This is a genomic window from Streptomyces zhaozhouensis (assembly GCF_900230195.1).
GTDB lineage: Bacteria > Actinomycetota > Actinomycetes > Streptomycetales > Streptomycetaceae > Streptomyces > Streptomyces zhaozhouensis.
In genome coordinates this window covers 213,357-232,222 of record NZ_OCNE01000002.1, presented here as the reverse complement: position 1 = coordinate 232,222, position 18,866 = coordinate 213,357, and the positions used below count along the sequence as shown (strand labels likewise).

Annotated in this window: 15 protein-coding genes; 7 read left to right on the top strand and 8 right to left on the bottom strand. The window is 76.6% G+C overall.

Features of this window, described 5'->3' with window-relative positions; genetic code table 11:
• Positions 1-16: 16 nt before the first annotated feature.
• The 3 genes from CRP51_RS04225 to CRP51_RS04215 all read right to left on the bottom strand — a co-directional run bounded on the left by CRP51_RS04225 (position 17) and on the right by CRP51_RS04215 (position 4,435).
• Positions 17-403, bottom strand: a complete 387-nt coding sequence (locus CRP51_RS04225; protein ID WP_097229611.1) for a nitrite reductase small subunit NirD — start codon at positions 401-403, stop codon at positions 17-19.
• Positions 400-2,952: a nitrite reductase large subunit NirB gene (gene nirB / locus CRP51_RS04220; RefSeq protein WP_439333122.1), complete on the bottom strand. Its 2,553-nt coding sequence runs from the start codon at positions 2,950-2,952 to the stop codon at positions 400-402. The genes CRP51_RS04225 and nirB overlap by 4 nt, the downstream gene beginning before the upstream one ends.
• Before the next feature lie 226 nt (positions 2,953-3,178).
• Positions 3,179-4,435 carry an NAD(P)/FAD-dependent oxidoreductase gene (locus CRP51_RS04215; protein ID WP_097229609.1) on the bottom strand — a complete coding sequence of 419 codons (1,257 nt, stop codon included), beginning with the start codon at positions 4,433-4,435 and terminating at the stop codon, positions 3,179-3,181.
• 535 nt (positions 4,436-4,970) lie between these two features.
• On the opposite strand from CRP51_RS04215, the gene CRP51_RS04210 reads away from it, so the two are divergent.
• Positions 4,971-5,507, top strand: coding sequence for a GNAT family N-acetyltransferase (locus CRP51_RS04210; RefSeq protein ID WP_097229608.1), 537 nt, complete (start codon positions 4,971-4,973; stop codon positions 5,505-5,507).
• Positions 5,508-5,529: 22 nt separating this feature from the next.
• Here CRP51_RS04210 and CRP51_RS04205 read toward each other — a convergent pair whose 3' ends face one another.
• Positions 5,530-6,414, bottom strand: a complete 885-nt coding sequence (locus CRP51_RS04205) for an NmrA family NAD(P)-binding protein (protein WP_107500832.1) — start codon at positions 6,412-6,414, stop codon at positions 5,530-5,532.
• An 80-nt stretch (positions 6,415-6,494) separates the two neighbouring features.
• On the opposite strand from CRP51_RS04205, the gene CRP51_RS04200 reads away from it, so the two are divergent.
• Positions 6,495-7,439, top strand: coding sequence for an AraC family transcriptional regulator (locus CRP51_RS04200; RefSeq protein ID WP_097229607.1), 945 nt, complete (start codon positions 6,495-6,497; stop codon positions 7,437-7,439).
• 30 nt (positions 7,440-7,469) lie between these two features.
• Entirely contained in the window at positions 7,470-7,973 is a 504-nt protein-coding gene (locus CRP51_RS04195) for a GNAT family N-acetyltransferase (protein WP_097229606.1), read from the top strand.
• 49 nt (positions 7,974-8,022) lie between these two features.
• Here CRP51_RS04195 and CRP51_RS04190 read toward each other — a convergent pair whose 3' ends face one another.
• The 4 genes from CRP51_RS04190 to CRP51_RS04175 all read right to left on the bottom strand — a co-directional run bounded on the left by CRP51_RS04190 (position 8,023) and on the right by CRP51_RS04175 (position 13,704).
• On the bottom strand, positions 8,023-9,486 hold the full coding sequence (locus CRP51_RS04190; RefSeq protein ID WP_245880357.1) for a bifunctional phosphatase PAP2/diacylglycerol kinase family protein: 1,464 nt from the start codon (positions 9,484-9,486) through the stop codon (positions 8,023-8,025).
• A 141-nt stretch (positions 9,487-9,627) separates the two neighbouring features.
• The gene (locus tag CRP51_RS04185; protein WP_141514545.1) at positions 9,628-10,926 is read right to left on the bottom strand and encodes a hypothetical protein; all 1,299 of its coding nucleotides are present in this window, start codon (positions 10,924-10,926) and stop codon (positions 9,628-9,630) included.
• A gap of 200 nt (positions 10,927-11,126) precedes the next feature.
• On the bottom strand, positions 11,127-11,495 hold the full coding sequence (locus tag CRP51_RS04180; RefSeq protein ID WP_097229603.1) for a cupin domain-containing protein: 369 nt from the start codon (positions 11,493-11,495) through the stop codon (positions 11,127-11,129).
• A gap of 61 nt (positions 11,496-11,556) precedes the next feature.
• Positions 11,557-13,704, bottom strand: a complete 2,148-nt coding sequence (locus tag CRP51_RS04175) for a molybdopterin oxidoreductase family protein (protein WP_097229602.1) — start codon at positions 13,702-13,704, stop codon at positions 11,557-11,559.
• Between the two features lie 182 nt (positions 13,705-13,886).
• On the opposite strand from CRP51_RS04175, the gene CRP51_RS04170 reads away from it, so the two are divergent.
• The 4 genes from CRP51_RS04170 to CRP51_RS04155 all read left to right on the top strand — a co-directional run bounded on the left by CRP51_RS04170 (position 13,887) and on the right by CRP51_RS04155 (position 18,510).
• Positions 13,887-14,615: a sirohydrochlorin chelatase gene (locus CRP51_RS04170; protein WP_097229601.1), complete on the top strand. Its 729-nt coding sequence runs from the start codon at positions 13,887-13,889 to the stop codon at positions 14,613-14,615.
• 34 nt (positions 14,616-14,649) lie between these two features.
• Positions 14,650-15,945 (top strand): deoxyguanosinetriphosphate triphosphohydrolase, encoded by a 1,296-nt coding sequence (locus tag CRP51_RS04165; RefSeq protein WP_097229600.1) that lies wholly within the window; start codon positions 14,650-14,652, stop codon positions 15,943-15,945.
• Positions 15,946-16,087: 142 nt separating this feature from the next.
• Entirely contained in the window at positions 16,088-17,455 is a 1,368-nt protein-coding gene (locus CRP51_RS04160; protein ID WP_097229883.1) for an NAD(P)/FAD-dependent oxidoreductase, read from the top strand.
• A gap of 59 nt (positions 17,456-17,514) precedes the next feature.
• A complete protein-coding gene (locus CRP51_RS04155; protein WP_097229599.1) occupies positions 17,515-18,510 on the top strand; it encodes an Acg family FMN-binding oxidoreductase in 996 nt (331 codons plus the stop codon).
• Positions 18,511-18,866: the final 356 nt, after the last annotated feature.

Genomic DNA, 18,866 nt, shown 5'->3' with positions numbered 1-18,866 from the left:
CACACCGGCCGCCGCGTCAGCGCAGCCGCACCGGGTGGACGGGCAGCGCCAGCGCCGGGTCGTCGGGGGCGTCGAGGCAGACCCCGGTCGCCAGGTCGAAGCGCTGCTTGAGCAGCGGCGAGGCGACGAAGGGCCGCCGTTCCGCGCCCGCCGAGCCCAGCAGGCCCCGGGAGATGACGTAGGCGCCGGTGAACGGATCGCGGTTGCCGACGGCGTGCGCGTCGCCGTGCCGGTCGACGAAGACGGCGGCCTGCTCGCCGTCCGGCAGCAGCACGGCGACGCCGCGCCCCGGGACCAGCGCGCCCGGCGCGCAGACCGGGACCCACGCGCCGGCGTGGCCGATCTCCAGCAGGGGCGACGGGGCGGGATGCGAACGGGTGAGGGGCGCGAGGGCGGTGGTCATGACGGGTTGCTCCCTTCGAGGGTGCGGACCGGGAGGGTGGGCCCGGCCAGCACGGTGAGGTCCGGCTTGTGCTGGTCCCGTTCGGGAACGAACCGGACCGAGGGGTCGGGCGTGCCGGGCGCGTTGACGAACGAGACGAAGCGCGCGAGCTTCTCCGGGTCCTCCAGCGTCCGCGCCCACTCGTCCCGGTAGGCGGCGACGTGCGCGGCCATCTGCGCCTCCAACTCGTCGCAGATGCCGAGCGAGTCGTGGACCACCACGTCCCGCACGTGCTCCAGCCCGCCGCCGATCCGCTCCAGCCACACCGAGGTGCGCTCCAGGCGGTCGGCGGTGCGGACGTAGAACATCAGGAACCGGTCGATCAGCCGCACCAGTTCCGCGTCCGACAGGTCGCGGGCCAGCGATTCGGCGTGCCGGGGGCTGGCGCCGCCGTTGCCGCCGACGTACAGGTCCCAGCCGCCGGCGGTGGCGATGATCCCGAAGTCCTTGCTCATCGCCTCGGCGCACTCCCGCGCACAGCCGGAGACGGCCGACTTCAGCTTGTGCGGTGCGCGCAGCCCCCGGTAGCGCAGCTCCAGGTCGATGGCCATCCGCACGCTGTCCTGCACGCCGTAGCGGCACCAGGTGGAGCCGACGCAGCTCTTCACGGTGCGCAGCGCCTTGCCGTAGGCGTGCCCCGACTCGAAGCCGGCCTCGACCAGCCGGGCCCAGATCGCGGGGAGCTGATCGACGCGGGCACCGAACATGTCGATCCGCTGGCCGCCGGTGATCTTGGTGTAGAGGCCGAAGTCCCTGGCCACCTCGCCGATGACGATCAGCTTCTCGGGGGTGATCTCGCCACCGGGGATCCGGGGCACGATCGAGTAGGAGCCGTTCTTCTGGAGGTTGGCCAGGAAGTGGTCGTTGGTGTCCTGCAACGCGGCCTGCTCCCCGGCCAGCACATGCCCGTCGGCGCCGATCGCGGGCGCCAGCGAGGCGATGATCGAACCGACCGTCGGCTTGCACACCTCGCACCCCTCGCCGCCGCGCGCCTCCGGCCGGCCGTGCGCGTCGAGCAGCGCGCGGTGCGAGGTGAGCCGCAGGCTGGCGACGATCTCGAAGAGCTCCTGGCGGGTCTGGGCGAAGCAGCCGCAGAGCCCGTTGTCCACCGCGATCCCGCCCGCCGCCAGCTCCGCGTCGACCAACTGGCCGACCGCGCGCACGCAGGAGCCGCAGCCGCTGCCGGCCCCGGTGCACGCCCGCACCTCGGCGACCGAGGCGCGGCCCTCGTCGGCGACGGCCGCCACGATCGCGCCCTTGGTGACGTGGTGGCAGCTACAGACGACGGCGTCGTCCGGCAGCGCGGCCGGACCCAGCGCGGTGGCCGGCGTCAACCCGGCCGGCAGCACGAGCTGTTCCGGCGGGGCCGGCGGCACGGAGCCGGTCAACGGGCGCAGCAGCCCGTAGGACTCCGCGTCGCCCACCAGCACCCCGCCCAGCAGCGTGCCGTCCGCCCCGACCACCAGCTTCTTGTACACGCCGGCGCGCGAGTCGGCGTACACCACGTCGAGCGCGCCCTCGGTGCGGCCGTGCGCGTCGCCGAAGCTGGCGACGTCCACGCCCAGCAGCTTCAGCTTGGTCGAGGTGTCGGCGCCGTGGAACGGGCGGCCCGCCCGGCCGGCGACCAGGTCGGCCGCCGTGGCCGCCATCGCGTAGCCCGGGGCGACCAGCCCGTAGACCACGCCGTCGCTGGCCGCCGCGCACTCGCCGATGGCCAGCACGTCCGGGTCGGAGGTGCGGCAGTGCTCGTCGACGGCGACGCCACCGCGTGCGCCGACGGCGAGCCCGGCCGCCCTGGCCAGCTCGTCGCGCGGGCGTATCCCGGCGGAGAAGACCACCAGGTCGGTCTCCACCCGCGAACCGTCCGACAGCACCACCCCCTCGACCGCGCCGCGCGCGTCCACGGTGATCTCCTGGCCGCCGACGCCGGTGTGCACCACCAGGCCCAGCTTCTCGACCGTGCGGCGCAGCGCGCCGCCGCCCCCCTCGTCGACCTGGAGCGCCATCAGCCGGGGGCTGAACTCCACGACGTGCGTGGTCAGGCCGAGGTCGCGCAGCGCACCGGCCGCCTCAAGACCCAGCAGCCCGCCGCCCACCACGAGGCCGGTGCGGGCGCGGGCGGCGGCGTCCCGGATCGCCTCGACGTCGTCCAGCGTGCGGTAGACGAAGCAGCCGTCCGCCTCCCGTCCCGGCAGCGGGGGGACGAACGGCGCGGAGCCCGTCGCCAGCACCAGCGTGGTGTAGCCGACCACGGCGCCGGAGCGGGTGGTGACCGTGCGGGCGGCGCGGTCGATCGCCGACGCCGGGTCCTCCAGCCGCAGTTCGACGCCGTGCTCCTCCAGGAAGCCGTCCGGCACCAGCGACAGCTCCTCGGCGCTCGTCCCGCCGAACCACGAGGTCAGATGGACCCGGTCGTAGGCCGGCCGGGACTCCTCGGCGAGCACCACGACCCGGGCCCGCGCGGTGACCCCGCGCGCGGCCAGCTCCTCGACGAAGCGCTGACCGACCATCCCGTGGCCGACCACCACCACCGTCGGCCTCGGTGAGCGTCCGGACACGTCACGGCCCTCCATGTGTCAACCCTCCGTCGTCGGTCAGTTCGGTGTCACCGGTCAGTTCGGTGTCGTCGGTCAGTTCGGTGTCGGCGGTCAGCGGGTGTCGTCGACGAGCAGCTGTCGCCGGTCAGTTCCCTGTCGCCGGTCACTTCGGCGTCACCGGTCAGTTCCGCGTCACCGGTCAGTTCGCTGTCGCCGACGAGCAGATGTCGTCGGTCAGCAGGTGGAGCAGCGGGGTGTCCGGCAGCGGCTCGTCGCCCTCCCAGGCGCGGGCCAGCGTGCCGACGCCGCCGAGGTCGCCGACGAGCACCCCGCCGCGCAGCCGGTCGCCCCGGACCACGACCTTGCGGTAGGCGCCCCGGGTGGCGTCCGCCAGCCGCACCTCGTCGTCGCCGGGCGCGGCCTCGGGCAGGCCGAAGGCGGCCAGGTCGAAGGCGTCGCCCGCCGCCGAGGTGAGCGTCAGGCGGGTCAGCGACCTGGTGCCCCGGTAGTGGGCCCGGCCGCCGGTCAGCACGTCGGCCAGCACGTCCGCCTGCTCCTGCGCGGGCACCGCCAGGCCGTAGAGCCGGCCCGCGTGCGCGGCGCAGTCGCCGAGCGCGTACACGTCGGGGGCCGAGGTGCGCAGCCGGTCGTCGACGGCGACGCCGCCGCCGGCGCCGAGGGCGAGCCCGGCGGCGCGCGCCAGCGCGGTCCTGGGGCGGACCCCGCCGGCCGCCACGACCAGCTCGGCCGGGTGGTCCGCGCCGTCCCCGCCGACCACGCCGGCGACCGCGCGACCCCGGCCGTCCGGCCGGGTGCGCAGCGCCCGCACCGGGTGGCCGGTGCGCACCTCGACGCCGGCCCCGGCGAGTCGGTCGCGAAGCAACGCGGCGGCGCTGGCATCGAGTCGGCCCGGCAGCAGACGGTCGGCGCGTTCGGCGAGCAGCACGGCGCAGCCGCGTGCGGCGAGCGCGCCGGCCGCCGTCACGCCCAGCGGGCCGCCGCCGACGACCACGGCGCGGACGCCGGGCCCCGCCGCCTCGGCGACCGCCAGGGCGTCGTCCAGGGTGCGCAACGTGTGTACGCCCCGCGTCGCCCCGCCGGTGCCGTCCTCGGCCGGCGGGGCCGGCTCCGGCGCGGCACCGGTGGCCAATACCAGTGCGTCGTAGGGAAGTTCGGCGCCGTCGGTGCAGCGCACCCGTCGGCGTTCGGGGTCCAGCTCCCGCGCGCGGGTTCCGGCGCGCCAGTCGACGGCGGGGGCGGGCGCCGGCAGGGTGATCGTCTCGGCCGGGTACCGGCCGGCGACGACCTCGGCCAGCAGCACCCGGTTGTACGCCGGGCGCCGCTCCTCGGCGACCACGGTCACCGCGGGCCCGTCCGGCGCGGAGCCGAGCGCGCGTGCCAGCCGTGCGCCGGCCATCCCGCCGCCGACGATCACCACCCGGCTTCGTTTCGTCATGGTTCTCAGTATCGAGGCGGCTGTTACCCGACCGCATCGCCGTCGTTTCCCCGGCGCAACGCTGCCCTCAGCGGCGCCGCCGCCCGGCTGTGAGCCGGCACCCCGGGCAGGTGGGGCCTTCGGGGCCGCGGGCACCTCGGGCCGGTGGGGCCTTCGGGGGCAGGCACCTCGGGCCGGTGGGCGGCTTGGGGGTGAGGGGAACCGGCGGGCGTCGCCACGGCCCTGCGCACCCGCGGGCGGTTCCCCGCGCCCCTTCGCCGCCACTGCGCGGTGCGTTCACGCCCGGGTGCGGACGACAGCGGCGGCGCGCCGGCCAGGTGGGTGGTCGGCCGCTCAACCCCCGGAGGGAATCGCGCTCTTCTCCCGGTCCCGCCGATGATCCACAATGAACTATCACCGGGCACACCGGCCCCACCGTGCACAGCGCGGGACCTGACGACACGGCGCCACCACCACGCGCCGGCCGGCCCGCCGAGGGGCACGCCCGCCCCAGGCGACCTGCCGCGACGCGGGTGATGGCTGCGAGGACTGACACATGACCGAGCTTCGGACCGCCCACACGGCCGACCTCGACACCGGCACCCTGGCCGCCGCCAGAGCCCTGCTCGACACCGTCTTCGGCGGGGACATGACCGACCAGGACTGGGAACACTGCCTGGGCGGGGTGCACGCCCTCGTGTGGGAGGGCGCGGAGCTGATCGGCCACGCCGCGGTGGTGCAACGGCGCGTGCTCCACGGCGGACGAGCCCTCAGGACCGGCTATGTGGAGGGCGTGGTGGTTCGCGCCGACCGCAGGGGCCGGGGCCACGGGGCCTCCATGATGGCCGAGTTGGAGCGGGTGGTGAGGGGCGGCTACGAGTTGGGCGCCCTGTCGGCCTCCGAGGAGGCGTTGGACTTCTACGCGGCCAGGGGCTGGCAGCGTTGGCAGGGTCTGACGTGGGCGCTCACCCCGCTGGGCATCGCCCGCACGGAGGAGGACGACGACGGCGTCTTCGTGCTGCCGCTGCCCCAGGTGGCGATCGACCTCACCGCCGAGCTGGTGTGCGACTGGCGCGACGGCGACGTCTGGTGACCCCGGACGGCCCGGCCCCGCCTCAGCCGGCCGCCGGCGCCCAGGCGCCTGCCGCGGCGGCGCGGCGGGCGTAGCGCGCGAAGTCACCGGCCGGGCGGCCCAGCACGGCGGGGATGTCGTCCGTGACCCGGCTGTTGCGCCCGTCGAAGACCTCGACGAAGAGCCGGGTCAACAGTCCGGCGTGCGCCTCCGGCAGCCCGCCGGCGACCAGCGTCTCGCGGTATGCCTCCGGCGTGACGTGCCGGTGCGTCACCGGTCGGCCGATCGCCGCGGACAGCGCCTCGGCGGTCTCCGACAGGGTCAACGCGCGCGGCCCGGTCAACTCGTAGACGCGGCCCGCGTGTCCGGAACGGGTCAGCACCGCGACCGCCACCTCGGCCAGGTCGTCGAGGTCGACGAACGGCTCGGCGGCCGTGGGCGGCACCGGCAGGGTGAACGTGCCGCCGCGCACCTCGTCGACCAGGAACTCCTCGCTGAAGTTCTGCGCGAACCAACTCCCGCGCAGCACCGTCCACTCCAGGCCGGACGCGGTCACGGCGCGTTCCGAGTCGGCCGCCCACGGCATCCCGCGCCCCGACAGCAGCACGAGCCGGCGCGTCCCGAGGCGGGCGGCCAGCGCGGCGAACGCGGCCAGGTTCTCCGCCGCGCCCGGCGCGGCCACATCCTCCGGATAGCTGAGATAGACGGCCTCGACGCCGGCCAGCGACCCCGGCCAGGTGTCGGGGCGATGCCAGTCGAAGGCCGGGGCGCCGGAGCGCGAGGCGATCCTGGCGCCCGGCAGCAGGGCGGCGATCCGCCGCCCCGTCTTGCCGGTGCCGCCGGCGAGCAGCACCCGTTCGGCGGGGATCTGGTCGCCGGCGGCGCGTGCGGGGGACGAGGGGCGGGGCGTGGAGGTCTCCGTGTTCATGGGGCCAGTCCACCGCGTGGCCCGGACGCACACCATCGTCGTCCGCCTCGGTGCCATAAGCGAGCGTCTAGGCTGTCCTTATGGACCCGTTGACCAGTCTTCTGGAGGGCCCCAGGGCCCGGGACGCCTTTCTGTTGCGTGCCCTGCTGAGCCCGCCGTGGTCCGTGCGGGTGCGGGACCAGGCCCCGTTGACCATGCTCTGTGTCGTGCGCGGCACCACCTGGCTGCTGCCCGACGGCGGGGAGCCGCGGCAGTTGACGGCCGGCTCGGTCGCGCTGCTGCGCGGCCCCGAGGCGTACCGGGTGGCCGACGATCCCGGCAGCGCCACGCGGGCGGAGATCCTGCCGGGCGGGTGCAGCGTCGATCCGGACGGCGGCGACCTGTGCGAGACGCTCTCGCTCGGCACCCGCACCTGGGGGAGCGGGCCCGACGCCCCCAACGAGCTGCTGATCGGCACCTATCCGCTGGCGACGGAGGTGACCGGCGGCCTGCTGCGCGCCCTGCCGCCGGTGCTGTCGCTGAGCCCCGCCGAGTGGGACTGCCCGCTGATGGCGCTGCTGGCCAACGAGATCGACCGCGAGGCCCCGGCCCAGGACGTGGTCCTCGGACGGGTCCTCGACCTGCTGCTGATCTCCGTGCTGCGCGCCTGGTTCGAACGGCCGGACACCGAACCGCCCGCCTGGTACCGGGCCCACGGCGACCCCGTCGTCGGCCCCGCCCTGCGGCTGCTCCACGAACACCCGGCGCACGGCTGGACGGTGGCCTCGCTCGCCGCCAAGGTCGGCGTCTCGCGCGCCGCGCTGGCCCGCCGCTTCAGCGAGCTGGTCGGGCGGCCCCCGATGGCCCATCTCACGGACCGCCGCCTCGACCTCGCCGCCGAGCTGCTCCGCGACCCCGACCTGACCGTGGAGGCGGTGGCCCACCGCGTCGGCTACGGCAGCGCGTTCGCGTTGAGCACCGCGTTCAAACGGGAACGCGGCATCACCCCCAGCGACCACCGCGGCGTCGCCCTCGCCGGTGGCTGACCGCGCCGGCCCCCACGAGAGGAGTCCCCGATGACCCGCGCGACCCCGCGGCCGCGTCCCGCCGCCGCGGCCGACGCCGACTTCCTGCTCGACATCCTCTGGGAGGCGTTCCACTGGGACGGCAGGACCGGGTTGACCCGCCGGCAACTGCTCGAAGACCCCGCGACGGCCCGCTATCTGGCCGGTTGGCCGGCGCCGGGCGACTTCGGCGTGGTCGCGGAGGACCCCGGGACCGGCGCGCCGCTCGGCGCCTGCTGGGCGAGGACGCTGCCGGCCGAGAACGCGGGCTACGGCTTCGTCGCCCCCGACGTGCCGGAACTCACCCTCGGTGTGCTGCCGGACCACCGGCGGCGGGGCCTGGGCGCCGCGCTGCTGGACGCCGTGCTGGCCATGGCGGGGCAACGCGGCGTCGCCCGGCTCAGCCTCAGCGTCGAGGACGGCAACCCCGCCGTCGCCCTCTACCGCTCCCGGGGCTTCGTGCCGGTGGGGCGGGAGGGCGGGGCGGACACGATGGTGCGCGAACTGACGCGCTGAGCACGCCGGTTCGGCGTCCCCGCGGGCTCCCGCCGGCGCGCCGAACCGGTCAGGCCGGGCGGTAGACCGTCAGCGGCGCCGGGTGCTTGTCGATCAGCAGCTCGCCGGGGGCCGGGCCCGCCTCGCCGTCGTAGGCGAGGGAGGCGTCCCCGGCCAGCCCGCTCAGCCGCAGCCTGGGCAGCCGGGCCGCCGCGTAGACGCCCGAGTTGTCCAGCGTGCCGGTGAGCGCGGCGAGCACCACCCGGGTGCGGGCCAGCCTGCGGTCGGCCCGCACCACGCGGACGTCAAGCAGCCCGTCGTCGAGCTGGGTGCGGTGCGCGGGCGCGAACCCCTCGGGCGAGTAGAGGCCGTTGCCGGCGAAGAGCAGCCACAGCTGCTGGCGGTGGCCGTTGACCTCCACCTCGATGGGCTGCCCGGTGCGCATCAGCCGCACCATCGCCACCACGGCCGAGGGCCACTTGCCGATCCGGCCCTCCAACCGCTCGCGGGCGCGGACCAGTTCGGGGTAGAGGCCGACGCTGAACGTGTTGACGAAGTGGGTGGTGGGGCCGTCCGCCGCGCCGACCGGGCGGACCCGCGCCAGGTCGACCGCGATCGCCCGGCCCTCGCCCAGCGCCGCCGCGGTGTCGTCGAAGGTGTGTATCCCGGTGTCCAACGCGAAGTGGTTGAGCGTGCCCCCGGGGAAGACCGCCAACGGCAGCCGCCGCTCCACCGCGCGGGCCGCCGCCGCGTTGACGCTGCCGTCCCCGCCGCAGACGCCCAGCGCGCCGCCGCGCTCCGCCGCCCGGTCGGCGGCGGTGTCCAGCAGCGTCAACAGGTCCTGGTCCTCGCCGCGTTCCAGCACCTCGGCCTCGGGCAGCAGGACGCGCAGCCGCTCCGCGTCGGAACCGCCCTGGCCCGCGCTCTCGTTGACGACCACCACCAGCCCGGCGCCGTCGGGGAGGGCCGGCGCGTGGGCGGCGTGGTGCTGCAACCGGGTGTCGGCGGGGCGCCGCGGCCACCAGCGGTGGGTGATCAACGCCGCGCCCACCCCGAGGGCGCAGCCGGCCACCACGTCCGCCGGGTAGTGCACGCCGACGTAGACCCGGGAGGCGGCGACGGCGGCGGCCACCGGTGCCACGACGGCGCCCACCGCGCCGGACTCCAGGGCGGCGCCGGTGGCGAACGCGGCGGCCGAGGCGGCGTGCCCGGAGGGGAACGAACTGGTCCGCGGCGCCCGCGCCAGCCGGCGGGCCAGCGGCACACCGTCGATCGTCGGGCGCTCCCGGCGGGCCGCGTACTTCACGAAGACGTTGCTGGTCAGCGAGGCCAGGGCCAGGGCGGCGAGGCCACGGGCGGCGGCCCGCCTGCCGGGCCGGCCGCCGACGGCCGCGATCCCGGCGGCCGAGGCCAGCCAGAGGCGGCTGTGGTTGGCCGCCCGGCTCAGCCGCGGCAGCACCGCCTGCACGAGGGGAGGCTCCGCCTCGGCCACCCGCGCGAAGATCTGCCGATCCCACCGTCCCCACGTGCTCACCGAGTCACGCTCCTCCCGCATCGACCGACGTCACCGCGAGCGAACGTACCCGCTTCGGTGCGGTTCACCGCACTCCGGGGTGCGCCCGACCACCCGCCTGGCCGGCGCGGTCGCGGGAAACGGCCACCGCCCGCGCCGCCCCTACGCGCCCCGCCCCACCAGGTCCAGGCGGCGCCGTCTCGTGTGGCCGTCGTTCACCGAGGCCAGCGTCGTGATCAGCAGCACCGAGCCGCCGACGCCGCCGAACCCGGCCGGCAGGGCCAACGTGGGGACCTCCCGCGCGGGGGCGACCCGGTCGCGCGGGTCGTAGTAGAGCGGCAGCCGGTCCCCGATTCCCTCCCTCTCGCAGCTCGCCAGCCGCTGGGAGAGCAGACGGCCGTCGTCGACCAGCCGCACCTCGCAGGTGGTGCCGCCGCGCGCCGGGCTGCGTTTGCTGACGATCTCGGCGGTGGCCCACTCGCCGCGGTCGCGAAGCGCCAGCTCCTGGTGGCCCTGCCAGCCCATGATGGCCACACAGATCCCGCCGAGCACGAAGAGCACCAGAAAGCCGGCGCGCGACCCGTAGTGCACGATCTCCAGGAGCAGCAGCAGCAGGAAGCCGGCGGTCAGCGCCAGCAGCGGCCACACCAGGAGGTCGTCCGAACGCCGGGGCAGCACGGCGGCCAGCAGGGCCAGACCGCAGCCCACCAGGCACAGCAGCGCGGAGAGCAGCAGCACCCCCCACCGGGACAGGCCGCCTATCCATCGGCTCGCCCGCGCGCTGAGCCGGCTGAGGGCCCAGGGCTCCGCGGTGGAGCGGTAGTTGGCGTAGAGCTGCCGGCGGCGCCCCTCGGGGCTGTCGGGCGGCGGCAGCGCGCTCTCGACGGGCGGCTGGCCCGACGCCCAGCCGGCGGGCGGCGGCACCCAGCGCGGACGCCGGTGGCGGAGCGCCCGCACCAGGCCGGGCACCGACCAGGCCAGCGACAGCAGGCCCCAGACGATGAGGGCGGCCGCCACCAGCCCGTCCCCCGGCTCGCCGTCCGAACCGGCGAACGCCTCCCGCGCGCCGGCGCCCAGGCAGACCAGGGTGAACAGCAGCCCGAGCACCGACACCGCGCCCCACAGCAGCCGGCGCCCCGGCATCGACGGCGCCGCCAGCGGGGCGGCCCGCAGCAGCGGCGTCAGCTCGGCGGCGGCCCGATGGCCGGAGCGCAGCAGCAGCGCCAGCAGCCAGGTGGCCACGGCGAGCGCCGGAAGGCCGACGAGCAGCCCCGTCCTGGCGTCGTCCGTCTCGCCGTCGGCGCTGAACTCGACGCTGCTGAAGAAGACCGCGGAGACCAGCGCGAAGCCGACGGCCAGCGTCATATGCCCCAGCAGCCGCAGCGGTGACAGCAGCCTCCCCAGCAGCAGCTCCGCCCGCGCCGCCGTCTCCGGGGGGACGGCGTGCGGATCGGTCGGCAACGGGGGAGGCCAGAAGGGAGGTTCGCCGCCGCCGCGCCCGCTCGTCCGCTCGTCCACTGGTGCGCCCCCCCGCCGAAGTAACCCTGGCGTTTCAACCCGTCGCTCGCCGTCACCTTAGCGGGCGCCTATGACAGTGGCCCATCCCCCCTGACGGCGCGGGCCCACCCCGAGCCGGCGTCAACGGGTCGGCGACGGGTCCTTCACTCCGCCCCCGGCGTCCTCCGGGTGTCGGTGACCACGACCGGTTCGCCCGTCGCCGTGACCGAGGTCAGCAGCACCACCGCGTCGCTCACCGCCGTCAGGTCGTGGCGCTCCCTCGGCACCCGCGCGAGCTGCCCGGCGCGCAGCGTCAGCTCCGACTTCGCCGAGTGCATCCGCACCTCACCGCGCAGCACCTGGAGGCTGGCCGCGGGCGGCGCCTCGTGCTCCTCCAGCCGGGCGCCGCCGGCGAGCGCGATCACGCTCTGCCGCAACGGGCCGTCCCGGAGGAAGAGATGAGCGCTGCGGCCGTGCTCGGCCCCCAGCGCCGCGGCGAGGTGCTCGTCGGCCAGGCGGGTCAGGTCGTCCATGCCCTCCATGCTGCCCGCGCCGCCCGCCGCCGCAACCGGGCCGTACGGGCGGTGGCGCCGTTCATCCGTTGACGGCGCGTTCCACCCGCACCGCGCAGACCTTGAACTCCGGCATCCGGGAGGTCGGGTCGAGCGCCGGGTTGGTCAGCGTGTTGGCCCGCCCCTCACCCGGCCAGTGGAACGGCATGAAGACCGTGTCCGGCCTGATGCCCGCGCTGATCCTGGCGGGCGCGACCGCCCGCCCGCGCCGCGAGACCACCGCCAGCCGTTCCCCCTCCGCCACCCCCAGGCGTCCCGCCAGCCTCGGGTGGAGCTGCACGAAGGGACCGGGCGCCGCCTCGTTGAGCCGCGCCACCTGGCGGGTCTGCGCCCCCGACTGGTACTGCGCCAGCACCCTGCCGGTGGTCAGCAGCAGCGGGTACTCCGCGTCCGGTTCCTCGGCGGCGGCGCGGTGCAGCACCGGGGCGAACCTGGCGCGCCCGTCCGGGGTGGCGAACCGGTCCAGGAACAGCCGGGGCGTCCCCGGGTGCGGGGCGCCGTCCGGCGTCTCGGGGCACGGCCAGAAGACGCCGTCCTCCTCGGCGATCCGCCGGTAGGTGATCCCCGAGTAGTCCGCCTTGCCGCCCGCCGAGGCGCGCCGCAGCTCCTCGAAGACCTCGGCCGGGTCCGTCGGAAAGCCCTTCTCCCAGCCCAGCCGCGCCGCGAGACCGTTCAGCACCTCCAGGTCCGTCCGGCAGCCGGGCGGCGGGGCGAGCGCGCGGCGCCGCAGCAGGACGCGGCCCTCCAGGTTGGTCATGGTGCCGGTCTCCTCCGCCCACTGGGCCACCGGCAGCACCACGTCGGCCAGGCGCGCGCTCTCCGAGAGCACCACGTCGCAGACGGCGAGGAAGTCCAGCGCCCGCAGCCGTTCCTCGACGTGCGCCGCCCTCGGCGCCGAGACCACCGGGTTGGAGCCGAGCAGCAGCAGCGCCCGCACCCCGTCCGGCGTGTCCCGGCCGAGCGCGTCCAGCAGCTCGTAGGCGCTGCGCCCGGGGCCCGGCAGCGTCGCGGGGTCGACGCCCCACACCCCGGCGACATGCTCCCTGGCCGCCGGGTCGGTCAGCATCCGGTAGCCGGGCAACTGGTCGGCCTTCTGCCCGTGCTCCCGCCCGCCCTGCCCGTTGCCCTGCCCGGTCAGGCAGCCGTAGCCGGAGAGCGGGCGGCCGGCGCGCCCCGTCGCCAGGCACAGGTTGATCCAGGCGCCGACCGTGTCGGTGCCCTTGGCCTGCTGCTCCGGGCCCCTGGCCGTCAGCACCATCGCCTCCCGGGGCGCGCAGAACAGCCGCGCCGCCTCGCGGAGCCGGGGGACGGGCACCCCGGTGACGCGTTCCACCAGCTCCGGCCAGTGCGCCATCGCCCCGGCCCGCGCCTCCTCCCAGCCGGTGGTGCGGGCGGCGACGAACTCCTCGTCCACCCGGCCCTCGGCCACCACCAGGTGCAGCAGCCCCAGCGCCAGCGCCAGGTCGGTGCCGGGGCGCGGCGCCAGATGCAGGTCGGCCTGCTCGGCGGTGCGCGTGCGGCGCGGGTCGACGACGATCAACGTGCCGCCGTTCGCCCGCAGTTCGGTGAGGTAGCGCAGCGCCGGCGGCATGGTGTCGGCCGGGTTGGAGCCGACGAGGATCACACAGCCGGTGCGCGGGATGTCGGCGAGCGGGAACGGCAGCCCCCGGTCCAGGCCGAACGCCAGGTTCCCGGCCGCGGCGGCCGAGGACATGCAGAAACGGCCGTTGTAGTCGATCTGCGAGGTGCCCAGCACCAGCCGCGCGAACTTGCCCAGCGCGTACGCCTTCTCGTTGGTCAGCCCGCCGCCGCCGAAGACGCCCACCGCGTCGGCGCCGTGGTCGCGGCGGGTCCCGGCCAGCCCCTCGGCGACCCGCGCCAGCGCCGTCTCCCAGTCGGCGGGCACCAGCGCGCCGCTGCCCGGGTCGCGCACCAGCGGCTCCGTCAACCGCAGCCCGCGCGCCAGCGTCTCCGGCGCGGCCCGGCCCTTGCCGCACAGCGCGCCCCGGTTGACGGGGAACGCGGCGCGCTCCGCGACGCCGACCCCGCCGGCCGCGCCGGGGTCCGGCACCAGCCGCATCCCGCACTGGAGCGCGCAGTAGGGGCAGTGGGTGTCGACGGCGCTGCCCGCCTCTTCCGTCGGGTGGGCGTGGGGTGTGGTGCGGCTCATGCGGCCATCGTCGTCGGCGCGTGTTACGGAAGCCAACGCGGGCCGTTACGGGGTCCGTTGCGAGGTGTTACCCGCCGGATGCGTTCCGCTCAGCGCGCGCCCCGGGCGGCGGTGAGGAACGGCGCGCGGGGTCGTGACGCCGGCGCAACACGGCGGCAATCCGCCGGGCGCAGGCTTGCCCCATGAACGACCGCCGTCCGCCCACCCTCGTCGCCGTCGCCCACGGTTCGCCCGACCCGAGGGCCGAGCCCGCCGTCCGCGCCCTGCTGCGGCTGGTCGGCGCGATGCGGCCCGGGGTGCGGGTGGCCGTCGGGTATCTGGAGAGCGACCGGCCCACGCTGGCCGAGACCCTGGCGGGGCTCGGCGGCTCGGCGGTGCTGGTGCCGCTGCTGTTCAGCCGCGGCTACCACGTCAAGCGCGACATCCCCGGCACGCTGGCCGCCGTCGACGACCGGCTGCGGGCCACCGTCGCCGGCTCGCTCGGGCCGCATCCGCTGCTCGCCGAGGCGCTGCACGGCCGGCTGGTCGACGCCGGCTACCGGAGCGGCCCCGTGGTGCTGGCCGCGGCCGGCTCCCGGGACCCGGAGTCGGCGGCCGGCACCGGCTACACCGCGGCGATGCTCGCCACCCGGCTCGGCGGCGTGCCGGTCGTCCCGGCCTACGCCTCCGCCGACTCCCCGACGGTCGCCGAGGCCGTCGAGGCGCTGCGCGCCCGCGGCCACCGCGAGGTCGCCGTCGCCTCCTGCTTCGTGGCGCCCGGACGGTTCGCCGAGCGCTGCGCCGCCGCCGCGCCCGGCGTCGCCGCCGACCCGCTGGGCAACCACCCGGCGCTGGCCAGGCTAGTGCTGCACCGCTACGACCAGGCGCGCCGCCACTGGCACGAGCCCGCGCTCGCCGCCACGGCCGGCTGAGGCCCGGCGCCGGCGGGCGCGTTACCGTCAAGGCATGGTCGAGTACAGGGACGTCGAGGGCGGCTACGAGCCGCACGCCGCCGAGCGGTTCGACGCCGAGCCGGACAAGCGCCCGGGGCGCACCGCCTTCCAGCGGGACCGCGCCCGGGTGCAGCACTCGTCCGCGCTGCGCAGGCTCGCCGGCAAGACGCAGGTCGTCACGCTCGACGAGGCCGCCGCCCACCAGGACTGGGACGCGGCGCCCCGCACCCGGCTGACGCACTCCCTGGAGTGCGCCCAGATCGGGCGCGACCTCGGCGCCGCCTTCGGCTGCGACACCGACGTCGTGGAGGCCGCCTGCCTGGCGCACGACCTGGGGCACCCGCCGTTCGGCCACAACGGCGAGCGGGTGCTGGACCGGGTCGCCGCGGACGCCGGCGGGTTCGAGGGCAACGCGCAGTCCCTGCGGCTGCTGACCCGGCTGGAGCCCAAGCGGCTGACGGAGCCGGGCGACGCGGGCGCGCCGCGCTCCTTCGGGCTCAACCTCACCCGGGCCACCCTGGACGCGGCGACCAAGTACCCCTGGGCGCGCGGCGGTCACCCCACCGACCCGGACTCGCCCAAGTACGGGGTCTACGACGACGACCTGCCCGTCTTCGCGTGGCTGCGCCGGGGCGCGCCCGCGGGCAGGCGGTGCTTCGAGGCGCAGGTGATGGACTGGGCGGACGACGTGGCGTACTCCGTCCACGACGTGGAGGACGGGCTGCACGCGGGCCATCTCGACCCGGCCGCGCTGACCGCCGCCCCGGAGCGCGCGGCGGTCTTCGAGGTGGCGGCCCGCCGTTACGCGCCGCCCGGGGTGACCGGGGAGGAGCTGGCCGAGGCGCTGGACCGGCTGCTGCTCCAGGAGTGGTGGCCGCACGGCTACGACGGGGGCGCGCTGGCGCAGGCCCGGCTGAAGGACGCGACCAGCCAGCTGATCGGCCGGTTCTGCCTGGCCGCCGAGCACGCGACCAGGGAGGCGTTCGGCACCGGCGCCCTGCGCCGCTACGGGGCGGACGTCGTGGTGCCGCGCGCCACCCGGCTGGAGTGCGCGGTGCTCAAGGCGGTGGCCGACGTCCACGTGATGCAGCGGCCTGAGCACTCCCAGGCGCGCGGTGAACAGCGCGAGCTGCTCGAGGAGTTGTGCGACGCGCTGCTGCGGCGCGCGCCCGAGGGGCTCGACCCGCAGTACCGGGCGCTGTACGCGGCGGCCGGGGACGAACGGGCCGCGCTGCGGGTGGTCGTCGACCAGGTCGCCGCCCTCACCGACGCGGCGGCCCGCGCGCGCCACGCGCGACTGCGCCGCTGACCGCCCCCTTCCGGTGTCGCCCGAGGTGGGGCAGGCTCCATGGGGGTGAACGGGCGGGAAACACCCCGTGCGCACGGGGCACGCGCAGGCCGTGCGCGCGCGGGGAGCACCGCAGGACAAGGCCGGTCTGGGAGGCAGGCGCGTGGACGGGACACAGACGTATCTGATCATCGGCGGTGGGCTCGCGGGCGCCAAGGCGGCGGAGACCCTGCGTGCCGAGGGGTTCGGCGGGCGGGTGATACTGCTGGGCGACGAACACGAACAGCCCTACGAGCGGCCGCCGTTGTCCAAGGACTACCTGGCGGGGCGCGCCGACCGGGGCAGCGTCTTCGTCCATCCGGCCGGCTGGTACGCCGCGCACCGGGTCGAACTCCACCTGGGCCAGCCGGCGGTGGCCATCGACCGGCGCCGCCGCGAGGTCCGGTTGGGCGACGGCACCCGGCTGCCGTACGACCGGCTGCTGCTGGCCACCGGCGCCGAGCCGCGCCGGCTCGGCATCCCCGGCACCGAACTGGCCGGGGTGCACCACCTGCGGCGGCTCGCCCACGCCGACCATCTGCGGGGCGCGCTCACCGCGCCGGGCCGCGAGGGCGACCCGCTGGTGATCGCGGGCGCCGGCTGGATCGGCCTCGAAGTGGCCGCGGCCGCCCGCACGTTGGACGTTCCCGTGGTGGTGGTCGAGCCGGAGCCGACGCCGCTGCACCGGGTGCTCGGGCCCGAGTTGGGCGAGGTGCTGGCCGGGGTGCACGCCGAGCGGGGCGTCACGTTCCGCTTCGGCGACCGGCTCGCGGCGATCGAGGGGCGCGACGGCATCGTCTCCGGCGTGCGCACCGAGGGCGGCGCGCGGCTGCCGGCGCGCGCCGTGCTGGCCGCGATCGGCGCCGCGCCGCGCACCGCGCTGGCCGCCTCGGCCGGCCTCGAACTGGCGGACGAGGGCGTCGGCGGCGTCGCCGTCGACGCGGCGCTGCGCACCAGCGACCCGCGGATCTTCGCGGCCGGCGACGTCGCCGCGCAGGAGCTGGGCAGCGGCAGCGACCGGCGCCGCGTCGAGCACTGGGCCAACGCGCTGCACGCCGGCCCGGCGGCGGCCCGCGCGATGCTCGGCCGGGACGTGGTCTTCGACCGGGTGCCGTACTTCTTCTCCGACCAGTACGACCTGGGCATCGAGTACTCCGGCTGGGCGCCGGCCGGCGACTACGACCGGGTGGTGTGGCGCGGCGACCCCGAACGGCGGGAGGCGGTCGCGTTCTGGCTGCGCGGCGGCCGGGTGCTGGCCGGGCTCTCGATGAACGTGTGGGACGTCACCGAGGCGGTGCAACGGCTGGTCCGCTCCGGCCGCGAGGTGGACCCGGCGGCGCTGGCCGACCCGGACGTGCCGCTGGCCGGGCTCCTCGACGGCGAGTCCGCCGGTGCGTCGGTCGGAGAACCGGTCGGAGAACCGGTCGGAGAACCGGTCGGTGAGCCGGTCGGGGACTCTCTCGGGGAGGCGAGATCGGGACAGGGGGGTTAGAAAGGGGGCAGGGAGCCCCAAGGCCCCACGACGTTCGAAGCGCCCGGCCGGGAGGTGCGGTGCCCACCGACAGCCCCTCGCGGGGCACCGTCACCCGGCTGGTGGAGGCCGCGACGGCGGCGCCCTCCCTCCACAACGCGCAGCCGTGGCGCTTCCGCTACGCGGCGGACGGCGGGGTGCTGGAGCTGCGCGCCGCGATGGACCGCTGCCTGCCGCACTCCGACCCGCACGGGCGCGCGCTGCACATGGGCTGCGGCGCGGCCCTGCTCAACCTGCGGGTCGCGGCGGCCGACGCCGGCTGGTGCGCCGCGTTCCGGGTGCTGCCCGACCCCTACGACCCCCGGCTGCTGGCCGCCGTGCGGCTGCGCCGCGTCCCCGAGGAGGAGTCCGCGGGCGACCCCGACGGCGCGTCCGAGGCGGCGGCCCTCGCCGAGCTGGCCGCGCAGATCCCCCGCCGCCACACCAGCCGCCGCCCCTACGCGGCCGACCGGGTGCCCGACCCGGTACGGGCGCGGCTGCGCGCGGCGGCGGAACGGGAGGGCGGGCAGCTGCTGTTCGCCTCGCCCTGGCACGCCACGGCGGTGCTGCGGCTGGCGGTGGACGCGGAGGGGCGCGACTTCCACGACCCGGGGCGGCTGACGGAGCTGGCCCAGTGGACCGACGTCGAAGAACGGCCCGCCGCCGCGACCGGCGACCCGGGCCACCGCCCGGCCCCGTTCCGCGACTTCGCCGGCCGTCGCGCCCCCACCGGAGGGATGCCGGGCGCCGAGGACGGGCCCCCGCCGCAACTGGCGCTGCTCTCCACGATGGAGGACCGGCCGGCCGACTGGGTGCGGGCCGGGCAGGCGCTGGAACGGGCGCTGCTGGTCGCCACCGCGCACGGGCTGTCGGCGGCGGTCAGCTCCGAGTCGCTGGCCTGGACGGAGCTGGGTTGGACGGTCAACGACCCCCTCCTCCCCGCGGGGCAGGTCCATGCCGTCCTGCGCCTCGGCTACGGCGCGGAGGCGCCCGCCACGCCCCGGCTCCCCCTCCACCAGGTCCTCGACCTCCGCTGACACGCTGCCGCTCGGCTTCCGGGGTTTTGTACCCGCGCCCCGGTGGTGGGTTCCTCGCGTCCCTTCATGCCAGGTGGGTTGTCGTCTGCGGCCCGGTGGTGGGCTGGTCGCGCAGTTCCCCGCGCCCCTTCCGGGCCGGTGGGCGGTTTTGGGGTGCATTCGTGGCGGGGCGGGACGACGACGGTGCCGCACCGGCCGGGTGGGTTGTCGTCTGCGGCCCGGTGGTGGGTTGGTCGCGCAGTTCCCCGCGCCCCTTCCGGGCCGGTGGGCGGTTCTGGGGTGCATTCGTGGCGGGGTGCGGACGACCACGGTGCCGCACCGGCCAGGTGGGTTGTCGTCTGCGGTCCGGTGGTGGG